General features: G+C 71.3%; 22 protein-coding genes and 1 tRNA gene. 12 read left to right on the top strand and 11 right to left on the bottom strand.

Translation table 11 applies throughout. The features are described 5' to 3' along the window. The first annotated feature begins 6 nt into the window (after positions 1-6). The 6 genes from ACWGO8_RS12970 (at position 7) to pstB (ending at position 7,367) form a co-directional block, all read left to right on the top strand. Positions 7-2,181, top strand: a complete 2,175-nt coding sequence (locus ACWGO8_RS12970; RefSeq protein ID WP_452043416.1) for an RNA degradosome polyphosphate kinase — start codon at positions 7-9, stop codon at positions 2,179-2,181. Then, positions 2,178-3,113 carry an NUDIX hydrolase gene (locus ACWGO8_RS12965; RefSeq protein ID WP_452043415.1) on the top strand — a complete coding sequence of 312 codons (936 nt, stop codon included), beginning with the start codon at positions 2,178-2,180 and terminating at the stop codon, positions 3,111-3,113. Before ACWGO8_RS12970 ends, ACWGO8_RS12965 begins: the two co-directional genes overlap by 4 nt. Before the next feature lie 227 nt (positions 3,114-3,340). Next, positions 3,341-4,435 (top strand): phosphate ABC transporter substrate-binding protein PstS, encoded by a 1,095-nt coding sequence (locus tag ACWGO8_RS12960; RefSeq protein WP_452043414.1) that lies wholly within the window; start codon positions 3,341-3,343, stop codon positions 4,433-4,435. Between the two features lie 99 nt (positions 4,436-4,534). Beyond that, on the top strand, positions 4,535-5,473 hold the full coding sequence (pstC, locus tag ACWGO8_RS12955; RefSeq protein ID WP_452043413.1) for a phosphate ABC transporter permease subunit PstC: 939 nt from the start codon (positions 4,535-4,537) through the stop codon (positions 5,471-5,473). Then, complete coding sequence (gene pstA / locus ACWGO8_RS12950; protein ID WP_452043412.1) at positions 5,473-6,567, top strand: phosphate ABC transporter permease PstA; 1,095 nt, start codon at positions 5,473-5,475, stop codon at positions 6,565-6,567. Before pstC ends, pstA begins: the two co-directional genes overlap by 1 nt. 20 nt (positions 6,568-6,587) lie before the next feature. Next, entirely contained in the window at positions 6,588-7,367 is a 780-nt protein-coding gene (pstB, locus tag ACWGO8_RS12945) for a phosphate ABC transporter ATP-binding protein PstB (protein ID WP_376954136.1), read from the top strand. Between the two features lie 138 nt (positions 7,368-7,505). Here the strand turns inward: pstB and ACWGO8_RS12940 are convergent, their stop codons facing one another. The 3 genes from ACWGO8_RS12940 to ACWGO8_RS12930 all read right to left on the bottom strand — a co-directional run bounded on the left by ACWGO8_RS12940 (position 7,506) and on the right by ACWGO8_RS12930 (position 9,841). Next, positions 7,506-8,393 (bottom strand): aminodeoxychorismate lyase, encoded by an 888-nt coding sequence (locus ACWGO8_RS12940; protein ID WP_452043411.1) that lies wholly within the window; start codon positions 8,391-8,393, stop codon positions 7,506-7,508. A 281-nt stretch (positions 8,394-8,674) separates the two neighbouring features. Next, positions 8,675-9,313: a DNA-directed RNA polymerase subunit beta gene (locus ACWGO8_RS12935; protein ID WP_452043410.1), complete on the bottom strand. Its 639-nt coding sequence runs from the start codon at positions 9,311-9,313 to the stop codon at positions 8,675-8,677. 57 nt (positions 9,314-9,370) lie between these two features. After that, positions 9,371-9,841 (bottom strand): hypothetical protein, encoded by a 471-nt coding sequence (locus tag ACWGO8_RS12930; RefSeq protein WP_452043409.1) that lies wholly within the window; start codon positions 9,839-9,841, stop codon positions 9,371-9,373. A 5-nt stretch (positions 9,842-9,846) separates the two neighbouring features. Here ACWGO8_RS12930 and ACWGO8_RS12925 point away from each other — a divergent pair. Further along, positions 9,847-9,921, top strand: a tRNA-Lys gene (locus ACWGO8_RS12925). Positions 9,922-10,274: 353 nt separating this feature from the next. Further along, entirely contained in the window at positions 10,275-10,532 is a 258-nt protein-coding gene (locus ACWGO8_RS12920; RefSeq protein WP_452043408.1) for a hypothetical protein, read from the top strand. Between the two features lie 287 nt (positions 10,533-10,819). Here the strand turns inward: ACWGO8_RS12920 and ACWGO8_RS12915 are convergent, their stop codons facing one another. The 4 genes from ACWGO8_RS12915 to ACWGO8_RS12900 form a co-directional block, all read right to left on the bottom strand. Beyond that, positions 10,820-11,860, bottom strand: coding sequence for an LLM class F420-dependent oxidoreductase (locus ACWGO8_RS12915; RefSeq protein ID WP_452043407.1), 1,041 nt, complete (start codon positions 11,858-11,860; stop codon positions 10,820-10,822). A gap of 103 nt (positions 11,861-11,963) precedes the next feature. Then, complete coding sequence (locus ACWGO8_RS12910) at positions 11,964-12,815, bottom strand: anti-sigma factor (protein ID WP_452043406.1); 852 nt, start codon at positions 12,813-12,815, stop codon at positions 11,964-11,966. After that, positions 12,812-13,402, bottom strand: a complete 591-nt coding sequence (gene sigK / locus ACWGO8_RS12905) for an ECF RNA polymerase sigma factor SigK (RefSeq protein WP_452043405.1) — start codon at positions 13,400-13,402, stop codon at positions 12,812-12,814. Before sigK ends, ACWGO8_RS12910 begins: the two co-directional genes overlap by 4 nt. A gap of 65 nt (positions 13,403-13,467) precedes the next feature. Then, positions 13,468-15,183: a cytochrome c biogenesis protein DipZ gene (locus ACWGO8_RS12900; RefSeq protein WP_452043404.1), complete on the bottom strand. Its 1,716-nt coding sequence runs from the start codon at positions 15,181-15,183 to the stop codon at positions 13,468-13,470. A gap of 145 nt (positions 15,184-15,328) precedes the next feature. Here ACWGO8_RS12900 and ACWGO8_RS12895 point away from each other — a divergent pair, with 145 nt between their 5' ends. Together ACWGO8_RS12895 and ACWGO8_RS12890 are read left to right on the top strand one after the other, a co-directional pair. Beyond that, a complete protein-coding gene (locus ACWGO8_RS12895; protein WP_452043403.1) occupies positions 15,329-15,994 on the top strand; it encodes a fasciclin domain-containing protein in 666 nt (221 codons plus the stop codon). Positions 15,995-16,178: 184 nt separating this feature from the next. Next, a complete protein-coding gene (locus ACWGO8_RS12890) occupies positions 16,179-17,354 on the top strand; it encodes a MarP family serine protease (RefSeq protein ID WP_452043402.1) in 1,176 nt (391 codons plus the stop codon). 39 nt (positions 17,355-17,393) lie between these two features. On the opposite strand, the gene ACWGO8_RS12885 is transcribed toward ACWGO8_RS12890, so the two are convergent. Both ACWGO8_RS12885 and ACWGO8_RS12880 read right to left on the bottom strand, forming a co-directional pair. Further along, the gene (locus ACWGO8_RS12885) at positions 17,394-18,326 is read right to left on the bottom strand and encodes an aldose 1-epimerase family protein (protein WP_376954121.1); all 933 of its coding nucleotides are present in this window, start codon (positions 18,324-18,326) and stop codon (positions 17,394-17,396) included. Beyond that, positions 18,323-19,168, bottom strand: coding sequence for a DeoR/GlpR family DNA-binding transcription regulator (locus tag ACWGO8_RS12880; RefSeq protein ID WP_452043401.1), 846 nt, complete (start codon positions 19,166-19,168; stop codon positions 18,323-18,325). Before ACWGO8_RS12880 ends, ACWGO8_RS12885 begins: the two co-directional genes overlap by 4 nt. 82 nt (positions 19,169-19,250) lie before the next feature. On the opposite strand from ACWGO8_RS12880, the gene galT reads away from it, so the two are divergent. Together galT and galK are read left to right on the top strand one after the other, a co-directional pair. After that, entirely contained in the window at positions 19,251-20,384 is a 1,134-nt protein-coding gene (gene galT, locus ACWGO8_RS12875) for a galactose-1-phosphate uridylyltransferase (RefSeq protein ID WP_452043400.1), read from the top strand. Then, complete coding sequence (gene galK / locus ACWGO8_RS12870; RefSeq protein ID WP_452043399.1) at positions 20,381-21,538, top strand: galactokinase; 1,158 nt, start codon at positions 20,381-20,383, stop codon at positions 21,536-21,538. The genes galT and galK overlap by 4 nt, the downstream gene beginning before the upstream one ends. On the opposite strand, the gene ACWGO8_RS12865 is transcribed toward galK, so the two are convergent. After that, a complete protein-coding gene (locus ACWGO8_RS12865; RefSeq protein WP_452043398.1) occupies positions 21,498-22,124 on the bottom strand; it encodes a GNAT family N-acetyltransferase in 627 nt (208 codons plus the stop codon). The two genes, galK and ACWGO8_RS12865, sit on opposite strands and share 41 nt — an antisense overlap. After that, positions 22,121-22,627, bottom strand: a complete 507-nt coding sequence (locus ACWGO8_RS12860) for a YbaK/EbsC family protein (RefSeq protein ID WP_452043397.1) — start codon at positions 22,625-22,627, stop codon at positions 22,121-22,123. The genes ACWGO8_RS12865 and ACWGO8_RS12860 overlap by 4 nt, the downstream gene beginning before the upstream one ends. Positions 22,628-22,641 lie beyond the last annotated feature (14 nt).

Raw genomic sequence — 22,641 nt, 5'->3', positions numbered from 1 at the left:
GTTGGGATGACGGACGCCGCCCTCGACGAAGACCGCACCGCGAGCGACTTCGACGACGACTTCGAGCCCTTCGACATCGAGGGTGCGCCCGAGCTGCCCGCCGAGCGCTACCTCGACCGCGAACTCAGCTGGCTCGCCTTCAACCTGCGCGTGCTCGAACTCGCCGAGGATCCGCGCATCCCCGTGCTCGAACGGGCCAACTTCCTCGCGATCTTCGCGTCGAACCTCGACGAGTTCTTCATGGTCCGCGTGGCGGGCCTGAAGCGCCGCATCAACACCGGCCTGGCCGTGCCGACCAACGTCGGGCGCGCGCCCATCGACGTGTTGAGCGACATCTCGAAGAAGGCGCACGAACTGCAGGAGCGGCACGCCCTGGCCTACCAGGAGCTCGTGAAGCCGGCGCTCGCGGAGTCCGGCATCCACATCGTGACCTGGGCGGAGCTCGGGGAGCGCGAGCAGGAGCACCTGCACGGGTACTTCTCGCGGCAGATCTTCCCGGTGCTCATGCCGCTCGCGGTCGACCCGGCGCATCCGTTCCCCTACATCTCGGGCCTCTCGCTCAACCTCTCCGTGCGCGTGCGCAACAGCCGCACCGGTCGTCAGGAGTTCGCCCGCGTGAAGGTGCCGCAAATGCTGCCGCGCTTCGTGCAGGTCGACCCCGACGAGTCCATCGAGGACGCCAGGTGGATCGCGCTCGAGGAGCTCATCGCGAACCACCTCGAGGACCTCTTCCCCGGCATGGAGATCATCGAGCACCACGTCTTCCGCGTGACGCGCAACGAGGACGTCGAGGTCGAGGAGGACGAGACCGAGAACCTCATCAAGGCGCTCGAGAAGGAGCTGCTCCGCCGTCGGTTCGGCCCGCCCATCCGGCTCGAGATCACCGACGACATGGACGAGGTGACGCTGGGCCTGCTCGTGCGCGAGCTCGACATCTCCGACCAGGAGGTCTACCGACTGCCCGCGCCGCTCGACCTCGGCGGGCTCTTCGACCTCGCCCGGATCGACCGGCCCGACCTGCACTACCCGATCCACGTGCCGGCGACGAACCGCCAGCTGCAGCCCGCCGAGCCCAACCGGCCGGCCGACATCTTCGCCGCCGTCTCGCGCAAGGACGTGCTGCTGCACCACCCGTACGAGTCCTTCGCGACGAGCGTGCAGGCGTTCCTCGAGCAGGCCGCGGCCGACCCCGACGTGCTCGCCATCAAGCAGACGCTCTACCGCACCTCGGGCGACAGCCCGATCGTCGAGGCCCTCATCGACGCCGCCGAGTCCGGCAAGCAGGTGCTCGCGCTCGTCGAGATCAAGGCGCGCTTCGACGAGGCCGCGAACATCACCTGGGCGCGCAAGCTCGAGAAGGCGGGCGTGCACGTGGTCTACGGCCTCGTCGGGCTGAAGACGCATTGCAAGCTCGCGCTGGTGATCCGCCAGGAGAAGGGCGGGCTGCGCCACTACAGCCACATCGGCACGGGCAACTACAACCCCAAGACGAGCCGCATCTACGAGGACCTCGGGCTCCTCACCGCCGACGACCAGGTCGGCAAGGACCTCACCCGGCTGTTCAACGAGCTCTCGGGCTACGCGATCGAGAAGAAGTTCAAGCGGCTGCTCGTCGCGCCCCTGCACCTGCGCAAGGGGCTGCTCAAGCTCATCGCGGGCGAGGTCGGCAACGCCGAGGCCGGGCGGCCGGCGCGCATCCGCATCAAGGTCAACTCGATGGTCGACGAGTCGATCATCGACGCGCTCTACCGTGCCTCGAACGCGGGCGTGCCCGTCGACATCTGGGTACGCGGCATCTGCAGCCTCCGACCCGGCGTCGAGGGCCTCAGCGAGAACATCCGGGTGCGCTCGATCCTCGGTCGATACCTCGAGCATTCGCGCATCTTCTCGTTCCACAACGACGGCGACCCGCAGTTGTACATCGGCTCGGCCGACATGATGCACCGCAACCTCGACCGCCGCATCGAGGCGCTCGTGCGGCTCACCGACCCCGACCACCTGGCGGAGATCGATACGTTCTGGGACCTCGCCATGGACGACCGCACGAGCTCGTGGTGGCTCGACGGGACGGGGGACTGGATCCGGCACTCGGTCGACGAGGCGGGGCATCCGCTGGACGACTCGCAGACCCGGTTCATGCAGCAGACGGGCCAGCGCACCCGCTCGGGGAAGCGACGGTGACGACCGCGATCTACGCCGCCGGCGCCGTCTGCTGGCGAGTCATCGACGGGCGGATCCACGTGCTCGTAGTGCACCGCACGGTCTACGGCGACGTCACGATCCCGAAGGGGAAGGTCGACCCGGGCGAGTCGCTCCCCCAGACCGCCGTGCGGGAGATCGCCGAGGAGACGGGACTCGAGGTCGCGCTCGGCGTGCCGCTCGGCATCTCGCGCTACCCGCTGCCGAGCGGCCGCGAGAAGATCGTGCACTACTGGGCGGCCGAGGTCAGCGAGAAGGCGGTGCAGCGGTCGACGTTCAAGCCGAACGCCGAGATCGCCGCCCTCGAATGGGTCACGATCCGGCGCGCCCGAACCTACCTCAGCTACGAGCCCGACGTGGAGATCCTCGAGAACTTCGCGAAGCTCGTCGACCAGGGGGTCACGTCGACGTTCGCGTTGCTCCTGGTGCGGCACGGCAAGGCGGTGGGGCGCAGCGGCTGGAAGGGTGCGGACGCCGCGCGGCCGCTCGTCGAGCGAGGCGTGGAGCAGGCGGCGGCGATGGTCGACACGCTGACGGCGTGGGCGCCGAAGCGCATCGTGTCCTCCCCCGCGGTGCGCTGCGTCACGACGGTCGCTCCGCTCGCCGCCGCGACCGGCATGACGATCAAGCGCGACGAGGGCATCAGCCAGGACGCGTGGGAGTCGGGCCACGACGAGGTGAGGCGGGTCGTCGGGAAGCGCGTGCGCGCCGGCAAGACGACGGTGCTCTGCGGACACGGCCCGGTGCTGCCCGAGATGATCCGGGAGATCGCGCTCGCGACCGGCACGCCCCTCGGCTCCTATGTGACGGATGCCGCGGGCCTCGAGCCCGGCGCGTTCAGCGTCGTGCACCTCTCCGCCACGAACTCGGGCTCGGGCCTCATCGCGATCGAGACGCACGCGCCGCGCGCGTAGTCCGCGGGTTGAGGAGGTGCGAAGCGCCGTCTCGAAACCCGCCTGCGCGAAGTCCGCGGGGTGCCCACCGCTGAATCGGGCTCTCATCGGGGGCGTCCGGAGCCGACAAGTCTCGTTCACCTCCCGTTTACCGTCGTGGCGGAAGCTCGTAAGGCGCGAGTCCTAGCGTCGCAGGCGGGTCGGCACCCGGCCCGAACCCTGCAATCGAAACCCCGGAAGGGAATCACGTGAACCTCAAGCGTTTCGGCGTGCCCGCCGTCATCGCCGTCACCGCGGCGATCGCGCTCAGCTCCTGCGCCTCGAACGAGGCCGGCGCCTCCGCTTCCTCGGAGTCGGCCTCGTCGCTCTCGGGCAACCTCGTCGGCGCCGGCGCGTCCTCGCAGGACGCCGCCCAGCAGGCCTGGATCGCCGCATTCCAGACGGCGAACCCCGATGTCACGATCGACTACGACCCCTCGGGCTCGGGCGCGGGCCGCGAGACCTTCCTCGAGGGCGCGAGCGACTTCGCCGGTTCCGACCGCGCGTTCAACGACGAGGAGATCGCCGCGGGCGGCTTCGCCAAGTGCGCGCCCGACACCGACATCGTCGAGCTCCCCGTCTACATCTCCCCGATCGCCGTGATCTTCAACGTCGAGGGCGTCGACTCGCTCGACCTCGACGCCGCGACCGTCGCGGGCATCTTCGCCGGCACGATCACCAAGTGGAACGACCCGGCCATCGCGTCGCAGAACCCCGACGCGACGCTCCCCGACCAGGCGATCACCCCGGTGCACCGCTCGGACGACTCGGGCACGACCGAGAACTTCACCGACTACCTGGCCGCCACGGCGCCTGAGGTGTGGACCTTCGAGCCCGACGGCGTGTGGCCGCTCGAGAGCGGCGAGGGCGCGCAGGGCACCTCCGGCGTCGTCGACGCCGTGACGAACGGCACCGGCACCATCGGCTACGCCGACGCGTCGCGCGCCGGTGACCTCGGCACCGTCTCGATCAAGGTCGGCGACGAGTACGTGTCGTACTCGCCCGAGGCCGCGGCTGCCGTCGTCGACGCCTCGCCGCTCGCCGAGGGCCGCTCGGAGGGCGACCTCGCGATCGAGGTCGACCACGCGACCGAGGAGGCCGGCGTCTACCCGATCATCCTCGTGAGCTACCTCATCGGCTGCCAGCAGTACGCCGACTCGGAGAACGTCGAGCTCGTGAAGTCGTACTTCTCCTACGTGGCCAGCCCCGAAGGCCAGGACGCCGCGGCCGAGGCTGCCGGCTCCGCCCCGATCTCGGACTCGCTCCGCGACCAGATCAACGCTGCGATCGACTCGATCCAGTAGTACGGAACGTGCCCGACCCCCGAGGATCGATCGGTATCCGACGGGGTCGGGCACGACCATGTCCCTGAACCACCACAGAATCCCGAGGGTAAGCGCCAGATGAGCACCACACCCACCGTCATCAAGGCGAAGCAGCGTCCCGGCGATCGGGTATTCTCCGGCTCGGCGGTCTTCGCCGGCTCCATGATCCTCGTCACCCTCGCCGCCGTCGCGCTCTTCCTGATCATCCAGAGCATCCCGGCGCTCGTCGCGAGCCACGAGGACGCGTCGATCCTCGACACCAACTTCTGGGAGTACGTCGGCCCCCTGGTCTTCGGCACCGTCTGGGCCGCGGCCCTCGCCCTGCTCTTCGCCGTGCCGATCTCGATCGGCATCGCGCTCTTCATCTCGCACTACGCACCTCGACGGCTCGCCTCGGTGCTCGGCTACATCGTCGACCTGCTCGCCGCGGTGCCCTCGGTCGTCTTCGGCCTCTGGGGCATCGGCGTGCTCGCCCCGGCCGTGCAGCCCATCTACTCCTGGATGGTCGACAACCTCGGCTGGTTCCCGCTCTTCGCCGGCCCGGTCTCGGGCACCGGCCGCACGATCCTCACCGCGGGCCTCGTGCTCGCCGTCATGGTCCTGCCGATCATGACCGCCATCTGCCGCGAGGTGTTCCTGCAGACCCCGGTCCTCCACGAGGAGGCCGCCCTCGCGCTCGGCGCCACGCGTTGGGAGATGATCCGCACGGCGGTGCTGCCGTTCGGCCGCTCCGGCATCATCTCGGCGTCCGTCCTCGGCCTCGGCCGGGCACTCGGCGAGACGATGGCCGTCGCGATGGTGCTCTCGGCGACCGGCGTCATCACGTTCCAGCTGCTCACCTCGGTGAACCCGACCACGATCGCCGCGAACATCGCGCTGAGCTTCCCCGAGGCGTACGGCATGAACGTCAACGTGCTCATCGCGACCGGCCTCATCCTGTTCATCGTCACCTTCATCGTCAACGCGATCGCCCGCTGGATCGTCAGCCGGCGCAAGGAATTCTCGGGAGCCAACTGATGACCATGACGATGAAGCCCGAGCCGGCCACCGGCACCCCCATCGCGAACTCGCTCACCGCGGGTCGCCTGCCGACGCCCGTCCCGTGGATCATCCTCGGCACCGCGATCGCCGTGTCGTTCGCCGTGTTCGGCGTGATGGCGCTCGCGGCCGGCACCGGCCTGAACTGGGGCGGCGCGCTCCTGGTCGGCGCGATCCTCTACATCCCATCGATCTGGCTGTTCTCGATGCTCGTCGAGGGCCGCCGCCGCGCCATGGACCGCCTCGTCACCGCCCTCGTGACGGGCGCGTTCGTGATCGCGATGATCCCGCTCGTCTCGCTCACGATCACGGTCGTCACGTTCGGCCTCAACCGCTTCGACCTCGACTTCTTCTCGATGTCGATGCGCAACGTCACGGGCGAGGGCGGCGGGGCGCTGCACGCGATCGTCGGCACGCTCCTCATGACGGGCACCGCCGCGCTCATCTCGATCCCGATCGGGCTCATGACCTCGATCTACCTCGTCGAGTACGGTCGCGGCAAGCTCGCGCAGGGCATCACCTTCCTCGTCGACGTCATGACCGGCATCCCCTCGATCGTCGCCGGCCTCTTCGCCTACGCGCTGTTCGCGATCTTCTGGGGCCCCGGCACCCGCACCGGCATCGCCGGCGCCGTCGCGCTGTCGGTGCTCATGATCCCGGTCGTCGTGCGCTCGAGCGAGGAGATGCTGCGGCTCGTGCCGAACGAGCTGCGCGAGGCCGCGTACGCGCTCGGCGTGCCGAAGTGGCTCACGATCGTGAAGGTCGTGCTGCCGACCTCGATCGCCGGCATCACCACCGGCATCATGATCTCGATCGCCCGCGTCATCGGCGAGACGGCACCGCTGCTCATCGCGGCCGGCTTCACCGCGAGCATGAACTACAACCTGTTCGACGGTCGGATGTCGTCGCTCCCGGTGTTCGTCTACACGCAGTACGCCAACCAGGGCAATCCGCCCGAGGCGTACCTCGACCGCGCGTGGGCCGCCGCCCTCACCCTCATCCTCATCGTCATGCTGCTCAACCTCGTCGCGCGGGTCGTCGCCAAGGCCTTCGCCCCCAAGTTCGGCCGCTGAACCCGCCAGTTAGGAAACCCGTGTCCAAGCGCATCGAAGTCCGCGATCTCAACGTCTACTACGGCAAGTTCCTCGCCGTGGAGGGCGTGAACCTCGAGATCGAGCCCCGCAGCGTCACCGCCTTCATCGGTCCGTCGGGCTGCGGCAAGTCGACGTTCCTCCGCACGCTCAACCGCATGCACGAGGTCATCCCCGGCGCGCGCGTCGAGGGCGAGGTGCTCATCGACGGCAACAACCTCTACGACGCCGCCGTCGACCCGGTGCTCGTGCGTCGCCAGGTGGGCATGGTGTTCCAGCGCCCGAACCCGTTCCCCACGATGTCGATCCGCGACAACGTGCTCGCGGGCGTGAAGCTCAACAACCGCCGCATCTCGAAGTCCGACGCCGACGACCTCGTCGAGCAGTCGCTGCAGGGCGCGAACCTCTGGAACGAGGTCAAGGACCGCCTCGACCGCCCCGGCTCGGGCCTCTCGGGCGGCCAGCAGCAGCGTCTCTGCATCGCCCGCGCCATCGCCGTATCGCCCGAGGTCATCCTCATGGACGAGCCGTGCTCGGCCCTCGACCCCATCTCGACCCTCGCGATCGAGGACCTCATCGAGGAGCTCAAGCTCGACTACACGATCGTGATCGTGACCCACAACATGCAGCAGGCGAGCCGCGTCTCCGACAAGACGGCGTTCTTCAACATCGCCGGCACCGGCAAGCCGGGCAACCTCATCGAGTACGACGACACGACGACGATCTTCTCGAACCCGTCGGTCAAGGCCACCGAGGACTACGTCTCGGGTCGCTTCGGTTGATCCTTCGACGGGCTCAGGAACCGTCCTTCGACGGGCTCAGGAACCGTCCTTCGACGGGCTCAGGAACCGTCCTTCGACGGGCTCAGGAACCATCCTTCGACGGGCTCAGGAACCATCTTCGGCGTCGATGCCGGTGCGTCAATCCCGAGGGCTGAGCAGGTAGTCGTTGAGGCCGCGCGTCTCCTCCGCGTAGTACGGCATCGCCTCGCCGTCGAGCTCGGTGATGCCGGCCGCGAGCCGGACACTCGACACGAGCCACGCGGCATCCGCCGACCGGAGCTCGTCGACGGGGATGTCGCGGTACTCGGTGCGACGCCCGGTCGCCTCGAGGTGCTCGAAGAGGCTGAGCTGGGTGGTGCCGTGCAGGATCGCACCCGACGGGGCGGGCGTCGACCAGGCGTCGCCGTGGCGCAGGATGACGCTCGAGGTCGGCCCCTCCATGACGTAGCCGTCGCTCGTGACGAAGATCGTGTCGTCGGCGCCGCGTCGGTGCGCCTCGCGCAGCGCGGCCATGTTGACCGCGTAGCTCAGGGTCTTCGCGCCCAGCAGCAGCCAGGGCGCCCGCTCGGCCGTGCCGCGGTCGTAGCCGCGGTCGAGGGTGACCACGCGGATGCCGCGCTCACGCGGCGCGCTGAAGTCCGCCGCGGGCGAGACGTGCAGCCATGCCGTGGGCGCCGGGCCGTGCTCGACGCCGCGGCTCAGCACGAGCTTGAGGGCGAACTCCCCGGTCGCGGGCAGTGCAGCGACCGCCCGGGCGACCGCCGCCTCCCACTGCGCCAGGTTCGGCTCGGGGAGCTCGCAGACGCGTGCCGAGTTGCGCAGGCGCTCGAGGTGCGGCCGCACCTCCTGTGCGTGCCCGTCGACGACGCCGATGGTCTCGAAGATGCCGTCGCCGCGCTGCGTCGACAGCTCGCCGACGCGGAGGGCGGGCGCGGAGGCGTCGACCTCCCGGAACGTGCCGTCGACCGCGGTGGCGTCGGCGGCGGCGGCGAGGGGCTCGATGAGCAGGGTGACCGTGTCGGGCATCCTCCGATGCTACGCGGCCCGACAGGCCTGCGAATGCGCCCGGATGCCGCGGGAGTCCGCCCCCGGACATGGAAATACCGGGCCGCAGAACGCCTCTCGGCGCGAGGCCGCTCGGAGCGGCGAATATTGGAGCCCGGGGTTACTGCGGCCCGGCACAAAGAGTCTAAACGACGGCCGGGGGTGGTTCATTCCCGACTCCACGGATCCGATCGCGCAAGCTGGTGCGAGCGGGTGCGCGCCGTCGCGGCGGCTTGCGGCCGGGGCTGGTGCCGCGCTCCGCGTCAGTCGAGCGCGTCGCGCCGCCAGAGCCGCGCGCACGAGGTGAACTCGTCGGCGAGCTGGGTGAGGCGCAGGGCGCGCTGGGTGAGCTCGGTGGGTCGATCGGGATGCGCCGCATCCGCGGCATCCGCGTCGTCGGCCAGGCTCGCGAACCCCGCGGCCACGACCCGGCAGAAGGCGGCCGCGCGCTCGAGCGCGACGGCGAAGTCGCCCGTGAACACTCCGTGCAGGATGCGGTCGGCGAGCTCCTGGACCTCGGTGGGTCCGGCGGGGATGGCCGCGCCGGCGACGACCTGGTCGATCGTGTGCGACACCTCGGTGCCGCGTTGGAACGCGTGGCTGACGCCGAGCGGGTCCTGGCGGATGAGCGTGCGCAGGAGGTAGACGCGCCAGAGGGCGCCGGGGAGGCTCTTGGCGGAGGACTGCGACCACAGCTCGGCGATCGCGTCGATGCCGTGCTCGTCGGTGTAGGTGATGAGCCGCTGGACGATGACGGGGTCGGGGTTCTCGCGCACGCGGGAGAGGATCGCCGTTGCGGTGTCGTGCGCGACGCGACTCAGCGTCGCCGGATCGTCGCCGCCCACGAAGCCCTCGAACATGCCGGGCGGAATGCGGGTGGGTCGGTGGTAGTCGGAAGCCATCGCGGCCACGATACTCCTCGCCGCCGCACGCCGGCCGGGCGGGGCGGGTGCGGTGACTCACGTGGCTTCCCCGGCCCGTCGCATGAGCGCGGTGCGCCACGTGTCGCCCATGCGCTCGTAGGTGACCTTCGCGTGGCAGTTGCGGCACCGGACGTCGCACTTCGCGATCTCGTCCATGACGCGGGCGATCGAATACCCGTCCTGGACGAGCTTCATGACCTCGGCCCGCTTCGCGACTCCGGGGCGGTGGTCGAAGTCGAGCACCCTGAGGTCGCTCTCACCGCAGTCGATGCACGGGTTGCCGTGAAGGTACTCGGCCACCGCCTCGAAGGTCGCTCGTCGGATCTGCGCCTTACGCGCCATGATCACCCGGATGTGCGCTTCGCGGTGCTCCGCGTAGTACCTTCGTGCCTTCGCTCGATTGCACGATCTGCAGATGTTCTGCAGGCCGTCGGCGGAGGCACGCCGGATGTTGAAATCGGCCAGTGGCCTAGACTCTTGGCAGGCGGAGCAGTGCTTCGTCGTCATCGAGAGCCCCCGTAGCTCAGAGGAAGAGCAGCTGACTTTTAATCAGCGGGTCGGGATGTCGGAATTCCCCGGGGGCACCACCGAGCGGTCGCTGATCGGGCGTCCCGATTGCGTGTCGTGCTCGCGCCCCAGGGCCCATCCCGACTCCTTCGTTCCCAGTCCTCCGAACCTATTCGGCCCTGCCGACACGGCTTCGCCGCCAGCTGCGGAACGACACTTGGCCCGGCCGCGAAACGCGCCGGATGCAGCTCGCGGGCACCGTGTCAAGCCCTATCGTCCCCCGTTCGCGGGGCGTTGAATGTTCGCACGGGTCCGAGCGGCCCGAAGAGGCGGGCCGGACCGGCCGGCGCTGCGCAATCGACCACGCGCATCCCAGGACGTGTCGACCGGTGCCGGTCCGCCATCACCGTTCATTCGATGGGGAGTGTGCGACATGCTCTCGCGACCGCAGACGACCATTCGTTCCCACGTCGAGCTCACGCCGCTCAGTGAAACGACCTGGCGCGTATGCGACGAACGCTTCGACGCGGGCGACCGACGCCGGGTCGTGGGGTACCTCCAGGACCTCGACGGCGAGTACGAGATGCTGTGGATGCGACCGCATCCGGGAGCCGTCTACCGGCACCCGACGATGGAGGCCGCGGTCGCCGCGATCACGGTGCGGCTCGACCGCACGTCGTTCGTCGACTGACGAGCTCACGCTGGGCGGCCACGGCCGATCGTCGGCCCGCAGCCCCGGGATCACGTGGATCCCCGGTCGTTCCCGTGGGCACCGCCAGACGGGGGTTCGAGCGTCGAGACGGGTGCGACCCAGGCTCAGAGCTCGAACGTCCCCGCCACGGCGGCTCCTCCCCAGGTTCCCCTTCCCCCACGGCATCGTGCGGGTGACACAAACGCTAATCCCGAGCGCGTTCCCGCGCCAGCATCGTGCCCCGTTTTGGGGTACTTCCCGGTGCGGGCGGATGCCGCGGCATCCGTTCAGCCCACGAGCCGCCGGAAGCCCGACATCAACGTCACCCGCTCGGCCGAGTCGCGCGCGAGCGGCGTCACGGCCAGCGTCGTGACGCCCGCCTCGCGGAAGGCCGCGACGCGCTCGGCCACGTACGACGCCGGCCCGATGAGCGAGATCGCCCGCACGAGCTCGTCGGGCACCGCCGCGACCGCCTCGTCGCGCCGTCCCTCGAGGTAGAGGTCCTGCACGCGCGCGGCCTCCGTCTCGAAGCCGTAGCTCGCGATGAGGTCGGTGTAGAAGTTCTTGCCGCGCGCGCCCATGCCGCCCACATAGAGCGCGAGCTGGGGCTTGACGAGGGGCAGCACGGCCTCCGGGTGATCCGTGATGGCGAGCGCGGGGCTCGCGAAGACGTCGAGCGGCGCGAGGTCGGCCGATCGCTTCGCCGCTCCCGCCGCCAGCGCGTCGCCCCAGACGGCCGCGGCGCGCTCGGGGTGGAAGAACATCGGCAACCAGCCCTCGGCGATCTCGGCGGTCTGCTCGACCGACTTCGGTCCGAGCGCGGCGACCGTGATCGGGATCCGCGCCCGCACCGGGTGGTTGATGAGCTTCAGCGGCTTGCCGAGCCCCGTCCCCTGCCCCGCGGGCAGCGGGATGTTGTAGTGGCGCCCCTCGTGCACCACCGGCTCCCGTCGCCACACCTGGCGGCAGACGTCGACGAGCTCGCGGATGCGGCCGACGGGCGCGTCGTACGGCACGCCGTGGAAGCCCTCCACGACCTGCGGTCCGGATGCGCCGACGCCGAGTTCGAAGCGGCCGTCGGAGACGTAGTCGAGGCCGGCCGCCGTCATCGCGGTGAGCGTCGGCGTGCGCGTGTAGAGCTGCAGGATGCCGGACATGAGCGTCATGCGGCTCGTACGCGCCGCGAGGAACCCGAGCTGGCTGACCGCGTCGAACGAGTACGCCTCGGGCACCGCGACGAGGTCGACGCCGGATGCCTCGAGCTCGGCGACCTCGTCGGCGACCTCCCGGAAGCCGCCCGCGTAGTTCAGGAACATGCCGACGCGCATCCGTCACTCCCTCGTCGTGTGCTGCGCCCGGCGCCGATGCCGTCGGGCACCTCGAACCATAACGGACGGTCGTGCGCCGACCCCGTCGATTGTGGACTCCCGACTACGTCTCGATGGCGACGATCGGTTCGGTCGTGGGTTGCGGCGAACCGCCGGCGGGCTCGACCGTGATGCCGACGACCACCCCCGGCGTGAACGAGCCCTCGAGCACGCGCCAGGTCTCGTCGCCGGATGCGTCGAACGTGCCGGCCGGCGCAGCACCGGCGTCGTCGATGTACCAGAGCTCGTAGGTCTGGTCCGCGGCGAGCTCGGGCAGCCCCTCGGTGATCACGACCGACCGGCCCTGCTCGGCCGACGACACGAGGGTGACCTGCCCGCCGCCCTCGACGTCGAGCGTCTGCGACTGGGCGTCGGGAGCCGAGGCGATCGCGGCCCGCTCGCGCTGCGCGCCCCACCCGTTCGTCCCCGGCCAGCCGACGCCGACCACGACGCCGACGACGAGCAGCACGGCGGCGGCGGCCGCTGCGATGATGGCGCCAGGCCGTTGGAACCAGCGCCGCTGGGCAACGGCGTGCGCGGGGCCGACCGGCTGCGACCCAGCAGACGTCGCGGCATCCGCAGCCGGAGGCTCGACCGCCGTCGCGGCATCCGTCGACCCGGCCTGCGGCGTCTCGGCGACGTCGGCCATCAGCCGGTCGCGGAGCGACGGCGGCGGCGAGACGGGCTCGACCTGCTCGGCGAGGTGCGCGGCGGACGCCCGGAACGCGTCGACCTCGGCGCGCAGCTCGGGCGAGCCGTCGAGGGCGCGCTCGAAGTCCGCGCGCTCGTCGGCGTCGAGGGCGTCGAGCGCGTAGGCGGCGGCGAGTCCCCGGAAGGCCTCGATCGAGGCCGGCCGGCCGGCGGATGCCGCCTCGGCGCGTCGTTCGCGATCGCGATCCTCGTCGTGGTCGGTCATGTCGTCACCCCCAACGCGTGCCTCAGGCGGATCATCCCGTCGCGGAGCCGGGTCTTCACCGTTCCGAGCGGGACGTCGAGCCGTTCGGCGATCTCGGACTGCGTGAGGCCGCCGTAGTACGCCAGCGCGACGCACTCGCGCTGGAGGTCGCTGAGCTCGCCGAGCGCGCCCACGACCCGCTCGTGCTCGATGCTCGTCTCGGCGGCCTCGGCGACCGTGTCGACCGGGACGTCGACATCGCGCGCACCGATGCGCAGGTCGCGGTCGTGCGCGGCCTGGGCCGAGCGGATGCGGTCGACCGCGCGGCGATGCGCGATCGTGAACATCCAGGCGATTGCGCTGCCCCTCGCCGCGTCGAATCGCGGCGCATGCTGCCAGATCTCGAGGTACACCTCCTGGGTCACCTCCTCGGCCTGCGCGGCGTCGACGACGAGGCGCCGCACGAGCCCGAAGACGCGCGGCGAGGTCGCGTCGTAGAGCTCGCCGAACGCCGTTCGGTCGCCCCGACCGATCGCGATGAGCAACTCGTCGACGGTCGGCTGCGACGCCGACGTCCGGTCGCCGTCACCTGCCACGTGTCCCAGCATGGCAGATCGCGGGCCGCGGGCCGGGCCGGTCGACGGCGCGGTGGGCGGAGCCAGCACATGGGTGATCATCCGAACGTGAACGAGTAGGCGTCGACGCCGGCCGACACGGTGACGGTGAGGGTGCCGGATGCCGCGGCATCCGTCGCGAGCAGCCGGTAGGACCGCGGCACGCCGGAAACCTCGATGCGACGCGCCTCGCCGCTGCCGTCGTCGATGGTCACGGACCCGGTGCCGCCGAGCACCATGCGGACCTCGCGTCCGGTGTACGACAGGCGCACGCGGGCGGCAGCGTCGGATGGAGCGATCGACTGCGTGTCGAGCGCCCACGAGCCGTCGAGCGCGAAGGCGTCGGCGGGCATCCGCTCGGGGAACGCGAATGCAGTGGTCGCCCGCCGGTAGGGTTCCTCGCCCGCGAAGTTGACCTGCTTGGTGGTGCCGAGGAACGTCTCGGGTGTCGTGGAACCGGCTTCGGGGGTGTCGTCGGCCTGCTCGGTGGCCGCGGGCAGTGCGACCGCGGGATCGGCCTGCACCAGCAGCTCGCGGATGAGGCCCTCGGTGGCGGCGTAGTTCCCCTCGCCGAACGAGATGTGCCGCACGGTGCCCTCGGCGTCGATGAGGTAGTGCGCGGGCCAGTACCGGTTGCGATAGTTCGTCCAGGTCGCGAGCGAGTTGTCGAGGCCGACCGGGTACCGGATGCCGAATGCGGCGATGCCGGCCTCGACGTTGCGCGGCTCCTTCTCGAACGCGTACTCGGGCGAGTGGATGCCGACCACCGCGAGACCGGCGTCGCGGTACGCCGCGTCCCACGCCACGACGTGCGGGATCGAGCGCTGGCAGTTGATGCACGAGTACGCCCAGAAGTCGACGAGCACGACCCGCCCCCGCAGTTCCGCGAGCTCGACCGGTGCGCCGCCCTCGGTGTTGAACCACTGCTCGATGCCCTTCAGGGACGGCGCCGTGCCGCACGACTCGAGCTCCGCCGCGCCGTTCGTGCACCGGTCGAGCTCCGCGTTCTCGTCGTTCACGAGGCCGCCGAGGTCGAGCGCGCGGGTGACCTCCTCCGAGTCGGCGAGCTGATCCTGGAAGCCGCTCGTGTAATCGGGCACGAGACGCTGCAGCAGTTGCGGCAGGTTGAGCACGAGACCTGCCGCGAGCGCGATCATCACGACGCCGCCGGCGATGCGGATGCCGCGCTGGTGCGTCCGGAAGGTCCGCACCCGCTCCGCGACCCGCCGGCCCGCGAGCGCGAAGACGAGCAGCGGCAGCGCGGCGCCGATCGCGAACGAGACGGTGAGCACCACCGTCTCCACGCCGATCCGACCCGTCGATCCGGCGACCGTGATCGCGGCGAGCACGGGCCCGGCGCATGGAACGTACACCGCGCCGAGGGCGAAGCCGAGCGCGAACCCGCCGCGTTCCGTGCCCACGTCCTTGCGCGGGATCCACGAGAACGGCTTCTCGAGCAACTCTTCGAACCGCGGCACGATGAGCCCGACGCCGATGAGCACGAGCACGACGATCCCCGCCCACCGCAGCACGTCCTGCGGCAGTCCGAGGAGGCCCAAAAGGAGCGAGCCCACGAGCGTGAAGACGCTGAAGCTGAGGACCAGCCCCGCGATCACGAGGTAGGGACGCCACCGGCTCGCCTGCGGGGCATCCGCGGTGCCCCTCGCGCTCTGCGCGCCGCCCGAGAGGAAGATCACCGGCAGCACGGGGAGGATGCACGGCGAGATGCCGGTGATGAGGCCGCCGAGGAGGCCGATGAGGGCGAGCGTGATCACGGAGGTCCTGCTTTCTCGAGGTCACCCGTGATTCGCAGCGGTGCGCGGATGCGATTGGTCGCCGTCGGTTCCAATCCGGTCGGTGCTCGGTCTCGAATCCCTCGCAACGGCCCAGCTCGTGGCCGCCTGACGAAGGAGTGAACCGATGCGATCCTCAACCCGCAGCACCCGAGCAGCCCTCGCCGCCTGTTCCGTCGTCGCCCTCGCGATGCTCGGCCTCTCGGGCTGCAGCATGTCCGGGGGGAACGCCGCCGAGAGCGACGCGCCGGCCATGACCGAGTCCGCCGAGCCGACCGAGGAGGCCATGGAGATGGACCCCGCGGCCGACCTGGTCGGTCCCGGTTGCGCGGCCTACGCGGAGCAGGTGCCCGATGGCCCCGGCTCCGTCGTCGGCATGTCCACCGACCCCGTCGCCGTCGCGGCGTCGAACAACCCGCTGCTCACGACGCTCGTGGCCGCGGTCTCCGGCGAGCTGAACCCGGACGTGAACCTCGTCGACACCCTGAACGGCGACGAGTTCACCGTGTTCGCGCCCGTCGACGACGCCTTCGCGAAGATCGACGCCGCCACGATCGAGTCCCTGAAGACGGACTCCGCGACGCTCACGTCGATCCTCACGTACCACGTCGTTCCCGGACAGCTCTCGCCCGATGAGGTCGTCGGCACGCAGACCACCGTGCAGGGCGGCACCGTCGAGGTCACCGGCTCCGGCGACGACCTGAAGGTGAACGACGCCGCGGTGATCTGCGGCGGGGTGCACACCGCGAACGCCACGGTGTACCTGATCGACACGGTGCTCATGCCGATGTGACCGTGCGGCGGCGCCATGGACGCGGGCGGCTACGACGGGGGGACCTCGTGGCCGCCCGTCCGCGTGCCTGCAGGCCGGCCCGCTCCTCCGGTCGAGCCCCGCACCACCGGCGCCCGCTCGCAGCAGTCTCGAAGGCGGATGCCGCAGGCTGGAGGCCGCGACCCGACGAGCGGACGGAGCCGACATGGTGTGGAGCATCGTGCTCGACGTGCTGCTCGTGCTCGTCTTCATCGGCGCGGTCGTGAACGGCTACCGATCGGGCCTGCTGCGCACCGCCGCCGGGCTCGTCGGACTCGTCCTCGGCGGCATCGCCGCGTACTTCGTGATGCCCTGGGTGGCGAACCTCATCCCGGTGCCGCAGTGGCGCGCACCCGTCGCGGTACTCACCGCGCTCGTGCTGCTGTCGCTCGGCGCGTGGCTCGGCGCGGTCGTCGGCCGTGCGCTCCGGCATGGCGCCGAGGCCGTGAAGCTCGCCGTGGTCGACCGCGTGCTCGGCGCGATCGGCAACCTGCTCGTGACCGCGTTCGTCGTGGCGCTCGTGGGGTCGGGCATCTCCGCGATGGGCGTCCCGGTGCTCTCGCCCGCGGTCGCGGGTTCCCGCGTGCTCTCGACGCTCGACCTCGTCACGCCGGCGCCGGCGCGCACGCTGCTCGCGGAGTTGCGCACTGCCGCGCTCGGCGAGGGCATCCCGTGGCTGGTCGAGGTGCTCGAGGGCCCCACCGAGGCGCCTCAGCTGCCCGCCGGCGGCCTCGACGACGGCGCCCTCGCCGCTGCGTCGAACTCCGTGGTGCGCATCACGGGGACCGCGTACCAGTGCGGCAGCAACCTCTCGGGCAGCGGCTTCGTCGTCGCCGAGGACCGGATCGTGACGAACGCCCACGTGGTCGCCGGCGTCACCGAGCCGATCGTCGAGGCGCCGGGCCAGCCGGCCGTGCAGGGCCGCGTCGTCGCCTACGACGACGCGAACGACCTCGCCCTCATCGCGGTCTCGGGGCTGGCGACGCCGCCCCTCGCGATCGCCGAGCCCGCGTCGGGCGACGAGGTCGCCGTGGCGGGCTACCCGTTCGGCGGACCGCTCGAGGTGCGGCCCGCGCGCGTGATGTCGATCGGCCCGATCACGATCGAGGAGTCGGGCCGGACGTCGGTCCGCGACATCGTGACCTTGGCGGCCGACGTCGACCACGGCAACTCCGGCGGACCGGTGCTCACCGGCGAGGGGTCGGTCGGCGGCGTGGTGTTCGCCAAGTCGGACTCGGTCGAGAACGTCGGCTTCGCCATCCCGGTGTCGACGCTGCGGCCGCTGGCCGACCAGGCGGCCTCGCTCGAGGAGCCCGTCGACTCGGGTTCGTGCCTCGGCTGACGGGCGCCGGCGAAGCGGCGCGAGCGGGACGCGCCAGGCTCAGTCGGCGCTGAAGCCCTCGAAGCGGATGCCCCAGCTGAGCTGCCAGTCCTCGCCCGGGCCGAGCCAGCGGAGGCCGCGGCCGGAGTTGAACGCCTCGGCGGGCGCTGTCATCGGCTCGACGGCGATCGCGACGTCGCCGTGCTCGCCGGGGAACTCGCGCGTCGTGAACACCTGCACGTAGTCGAACTCGTCGTCGGCCCAGATCGACACGCTGCGGCCGTCGGGCGCGGTGAGCGTGTGCAGCACCTGGCCGTCTTCGCTCGCGAGCTCGCCGAACGCGTCGTCGAGGTCGACGTCGCCCACGCGGCGTCCCTCGCGGAAGTCCCACTCGGTGCCGTCGACCGGCACCTCGCCCGTGGGCAGCAGGCGGTCGTCGACCTCGATGTGGCTCGCGGCGTCGAGCCGCAGCGAGAGGTCGGCCGTCGGCACGCCGCCGATCTTCAGGTAGGGGTGCGACCCGATCGCGACGGGCGCGGCCTCGACGCCGAGGTTCTCCACGAAGTGGGTGACCTGCAGGCCGTCGGACACGAGCTCGTAGTGCACGGCCGTGCCGAGCAGGAACGGATAGCCGAGCTGCGGGTAGATCACGGCGCGGAGCGTCACGGAGTCGCGCTCGCGCGCGATGGGCGTGTACTCGGTGTAGCGCAGCAGTCCGTGGATGGCGTTGTCGCGCGCCGGCTCGGTGATCGCGAGCTGGCGGGTGACGCCGTCGTGGGTCCACCGCCCGTCACGGATGCGGTTCGGCCACGGCGCGAGCACGATGCCGGCGCCCATGGGCGGCGCCTGGTCCTCCCCGTAGGCGGGCACGAGGTCGATGCCGTTGATGCTGAGGGTGCGGATGCCCGCGGCCACCGCGGTGATCGTCGCCTTCAGGTCGCCGCTCGCGGTCGACGTCTCGAGCTCGAACTGCTCGCCCGTGGGAAGAGTCATGCGTCCACTCTAGGGTCTTGCGCCAGCTGCACCGCGAGCCCCGAGACCTCGAGCTCGGCGACGAGCGGCGTGGGCGCTGCGGCATCCGTCACGAGCACGTCGAACGCGTCGATCGGGGCGATGCGGCCGAGGTGCACCTCGCCGAGCTTCGAGCCGTCGGCGACCACGACCGAGCGTGCTGCGGCCCGCAGCATGAGCGCCTTCACGGCCGCCTCGGGCAGGTTGGCGTTGGTCACGCCGTGCACCGGGTCGACGCCGTTGCAGCCGATGAACGCGAGGTCGACGTGCACCTCGTCGAGCATCGAGCCGGCGAGCGGATGCACCAGCGAGTGCTGCTTGGGCCGCAGCGTGCCGCCCGTGACGACGACGGTGAAGCGCGGGATCTCGTCCTCGAGCTCGAGCGCGATCGACAGCCCGTTCGTGAATACGACGAGGTCCTCGAGGTCGGTGCGGTCGCGCAGGGCGCGCGCGATCTGGAGGGTCGTGGTGCCCACGTCGAGGATGATGCTCTGGCCGCTGCGCACCATGGCGGCCGCATGTTCGCCGATGCGTCGCTTGGGTTCGACGGATGCCGCGAGCGCCTCCTCGAACGACGGTTCGCGGTCGGGGCGCTCGGCCTCGACGGCCGACGAGAGCGGGACGGCGCCACCGTGCACGCGGCGGATGGCGCCCTGGCGCTCGAGCGCGTCGAGGTCGGCGCGGGCGGTGACGGTGGTGACGCCGAACGCGGTGCTGAGCTCGGCGACGCGAACGAAGCCGCGCTCGGCGACCAGCGCGAGGGCCAGCTCGCGGCGCCGTGGCGCGTCGATGGGCGCGTTCGTCACGGCTGGGGCATCCGTCATACCGGCATCATGCGCGCCCACGGCGTACTTTGCAATACGAAACCCGGTTGTTTGCGAAACGAAAGTCGCGTATCGTGGCCGCGTGCAGACCCACCCCCGCATCGCCGTGCGCCCGACGACGCTCGCCGACGGCCGCGAGCTCATCTACTTCGACGACGCCGACACGCAGCTCCCGCCCGAGCGCGCGATCGACGCGCGAGCCCTCGACCCCCGGCCCGCGACCGCGCAGATGCGGCAGGACCCGCTCACCGGCGAGTGGATCTCGATCGCCGCCGCCCGGCAGAACCGCGTGTTCCTGCCGCCGGCCGACGCCGACCCGCTGGCGCCGCAGACGCCGACGAACCCGTCCGAGATCCCGAGCAGCTACGACGTCGCGGTGTTCGAGAACCGCTCGCCGTCGTTCGGGCCCGAGCTCGCCGCGGCCGACGCGCCGAGCGCCGACGCGCTGGCGGCCTTCCGCGAGGTCGGACTCGAGCGCACGCGCCCCTCGGTCGGTCGCTGCGAGGTCGTCTGCTTCAGCCCCGAGCACGAGGGCTCCTTCGGCACGCTCAGCCGGTCGCGCGCCCGCACCGTGATCGAGGCGTGGGCGCAGCGCACCGCCGCGCTGTCGGCGCTGCCGGGCGTCGAGGAGGTCTTCCCGTTCGAGAACCGCGGCCGCGAGATCGGCGTCACGCTGCCGCACCCGCACGGGCAGATCTACGCCTACCCCTACGTCACGCCGCGCACCGAGCGGCTCCTCGCGTCGATCGACGCCTACGGCCCCACGCTCATGGCCGACGTCCTCGAGCGCGAGCGCAAGGGCCCGCGGATGCTCCTGAGCGGCGAGCACTGGACGGCGTTCGTGCCGTTCGCGGCCAGGTGGCCCATCGAGGTGCACCTGCTCCCCCACCGGCACGTGCCCGACTTCGCCGAGACCACGCTCGAGGAGCGCGACGAGCTCGCCGGGCTCTACCTGCGGCTCCTGCGCGGCGTCGACCGGCTCTACGACACCCCCACGCCGTACATCGCCGCCTGGCACCAGGCGCCCGTGCACGAGCACCGCGACGACGTGCGGCTCATGCTCCAGCTCACGAGCCCGCGCCGCGCCGCCGACCGGCTGAAGTACCTCGCCGGCTCCGAGGCGGCGATGGGAGCATGGATCGGGGACGTCCCCCCGGAGACGCAGGCCGAGGCCCTGCGCCGAGCGATCGACGAGGTCGGAGAGGTCGAGGCATGAACGAGGTCGCCGAGGCGATGCACGGATTCGCCGAGTGGTACGGACGGCGCCCCGTCGGCGCATGGTCCGCACCGGGCCGGGTGAACCTCATCGGCGAGCACACCGACTACAACGACGGCTTCGTCTTCCCGTTCGCGATCGACCAGCGCACGGCCGTCGCCCTCGGCGACCGGGACGACCGCGTCATCCGCGTCGCCTCGAGCTTCGCGGCGGAGCCGGTGCAGGTGCACCTCGACGAGCTCGCGCCCGACGCCGTCGACGGCTGGGCCGCGTACCCCCTCGGCGTCGCCTGGGCGCTCGGGGAGCACGGGGCCGACCTCGAGCACGTGCGCGGGGTCGACCTCTACATCACGAGCTCCGTGCCGATCGGGGCGGGTCTCTCCTCGTCGGCCGCCATCGAGTCCGCGGTCGCGCTCGCCCTCGACGAGCACTGGGGCCTCAACCTCGACCGGCCCACGCTCGCGAAGGTCGGTCAGCTCGCCGAGAACCGCGTCGTCGGCGCGCCCACGGGCATCATGGACCAGTCGGCGTCGCTCCTCGGGGAGGCCGACGCGGGCGTCTTCCTGGACTGCCGCAGCCTCGACGCCGACGTGATCCCGCTGGGCTTCGCGGCGCACGGGCTGTCGCTGCTGGTCGTCGACACCCGGGTGGAGCACGCGCACGCCTCGGGCGGCTACGCGGCCCGGCGCGCCTCGTGCGAGGCCGGCGCGCGGGCGCTCGGAGTCGAGTCGCTGCGCGACCTCCGGCCCGACGACCTGCCGCGCGCGCAGGCGCTCCTCGACGACGAGACCTTCCGCCGCGTGCGGCACGTGGTCACCGAGGACCAGCGCGTGCTCGACACCGTGCGCGCCCTGCGCGAGCGGGGCCCGGGCGCGATCGGGTCGTTCCTCGACGCGTCGCACGTGTCGATGCGCGACGACTTCGAGATCTCGGTGCCCGAGCTCGACCTCGCGGTCGAGACCGCGCAGGCCAACGGCGCCGTCGGCGCCCGCATGACGGGCGGCGGCTTCGGCGGTTCGGCCATCGCACTCATCGCCGACGAGCTCGTGCCCGACCTGACCCGGGCGGTGCGCTCGGCGTTCGCGGAGCGCGGCTACCGCGAGCCCTCGGTGTTCACGGTGCACCCGAGCCAGGGCGCGCGTCGCGACGCGTGACCCACTCGTCGGCGAGGATCCCGTAGGTGAATCCGTCGACCCAGCCGAGCTCGGCGTGCCACGAGTCCTTGACGCCATGCTGCTCGCGGCGCATGCCGAGCTTCTCCATCACGCGCCACGAGGCCACGTTGTCGGCGAAGCACCCGGCCGTGACGCGGTGCAGGCCGAGCTCGTCGAACGCGAGGTCGAGCAGCGCGCGCGAGATCGCCGTCGCGTATCCGCGGCCGGCGTGGTCGGGGTCGATGAGGTAGCCGAGCCCTCCCTCCCTGCGTCGCCACGGCGCCGCAGCTGACGGGCCGTCGGCGGCATCCGCGCCCTCGAACTGGCCCATCGCGTCGCTCACCTCGAGCGACCCGGTGCCGACGACCGCGCCGTCAACCACCGCGACGACCGCGTGGTCGTGGGGGTCGTCGGCGGCCGCCGACCATGCCCGGCGGTAGGCCTCGGGATCGACGGTGGTGCGCAGCAGCCAGCGCGTCACCTCGGGCCGGTTGCGCCAGGCGAGCACCGCGTCGAGGTCGGCGGCGGTCGGCGGCCGCAGCTCGAGCACCCCGGCCGGTCGTGGCCAGGCGACGTGCGGCGTCACGCCGTGGCCGCGTTCGGCTCGACCGCGCGCGGCGTGCCGCCGGTGATGCGCACGAGCTCGTCGAAGGTCGTGGGGAACACCGTCTTGGCGTGCCCTGCCGCGGCCCACACCTCGTCGTACTGCGCGAGGTCGGTGTCGACGAACGTGCGAACCGGCGACGGATGCCCCACCGGTGCGACGCCTCCGATGACCTGGCCGGTCGCCGACTTCACGACCTCCTTCGACGCGCGGCCGATGACCCCGCCGAGCTCGCCGCCGAGCCACTCGGTGTCGACGCGGTGCGCGCCCGACGTGAGCACGAGGATGGGCTCGTCGTCGAGCGTGAACACCAGCGAGTTCGCGATCTGGCCGACCTGCACGCCGAGGGCGTCGGCGGCGAGCTGGGCGGTGGTGACGGCGTCGTCGAACCACACCACCTCGGGCGTGACACCCTGCGCGTGGAGCGCCTCGGTGACGCGGTCGACGGCGGCGTGCGATGGCGTGCTGGTCTGCTCGGCGGGCATGCGTCGATCCTACG

This window comes from Agromyces sp. NPDC055661 (genome assembly GCF_053618135.1).
The sequence above is the reverse complement of the archived record's forward strand: the minus strand, read 5'-3'. Positions and strand labels throughout refer to the sequence as shown.

Coding starts and splice junctions, on each gene's coding strand:
- pstC (WP_452043413.1), top strand. CDS start 4,535: ATGAGCACCACACCCACCGTCATCAAGGCGAAGCAGCGTCCCGGCGAT.
- galK (WP_452043399.1), top strand. CDS start 20,381: ATGAACGAGGTCGCCGAGGCGATGCACGGATTCGCCGAGTGGTACGGA.
- ACWGO8_RS12940 (WP_452043411.1), bottom strand. CDS start 8,393: ATGCCCGACACGGTCACCCTGCTCATCGAGCCCCTCGCCGCCGCCGCC.
- ACWGO8_RS12880 (WP_452043401.1), bottom strand. CDS start 19,168: ATGACGGATGCCCCAGCCGTGACGAACGCGCCCATCGACGCGCCACGG.
- ACWGO8_RS12920 (WP_452043408.1), top strand. CDS start 10,275: ATGCTCTCGCGACCGCAGACGACCATTCGTTCCCACGTCGAGCTCACG.
- ACWGO8_RS12890 (WP_452043402.1), top strand. CDS start 16,179: ATGGTGTGGAGCATCGTGCTCGACGTGCTGCTCGTGCTCGTCTTCATC.
- pstA (WP_452043412.1), top strand. CDS start 5,473: ATGACCATGACGATGAAGCCCGAGCCGGCCACCGGCACCCCCATCGCG.
- ACWGO8_RS12860 (WP_452043397.1), bottom strand. CDS start 22,627: ATGCCCGCCGAGCAGACCAGCACGCCATCGCACGCCGCCGTCGACCGC.
- ACWGO8_RS12915 (WP_452043407.1), bottom strand. CDS start 11,860: ATGCGCGTCGGCATGTTCCTGAACTACGCGGGCGGCTTCCGGGAGGTC.
- ACWGO8_RS12935 (WP_452043410.1), bottom strand. CDS start 9,313: ATGGCTTCCGACTACCACCGACCCACCCGCATTCCGCCCGGCATGTTC.
- sigK (WP_452043405.1), bottom strand. CDS start 13,402: ATGCTGGGACACGTGGCAGGTGACGGCGACCGGACGTCGGCGTCGCAG.
- ACWGO8_RS12930 (WP_452043409.1), bottom strand. CDS start 9,841: ATGACGACGAAGCACTGCTCCGCCTGCCAAGAGTCTAGGCCACTGGCC.
- ACWGO8_RS12970 (WP_452043416.1), top strand. CDS start 7: ATGACGGACGCCGCCCTCGACGAAGACCGCACCGCGAGCGACTTCGAC.
- ACWGO8_RS12885 (WP_376954121.1), bottom strand. CDS start 18,326: ATGACTCTTCCCACGGGCGAGCAGTTCGAGCTCGAGACGTCGACCGCG.
- ACWGO8_RS12910 (WP_452043406.1), bottom strand. CDS start 12,815: ATGACCGACCACGACGAGGATCGCGATCGCGAACGACGCGCCGAGGCG.
- ACWGO8_RS12895 (WP_452043403.1), top strand. CDS start 15,329: ATGCGATCCTCAACCCGCAGCACCCGAGCAGCCCTCGCCGCCTGTTCC.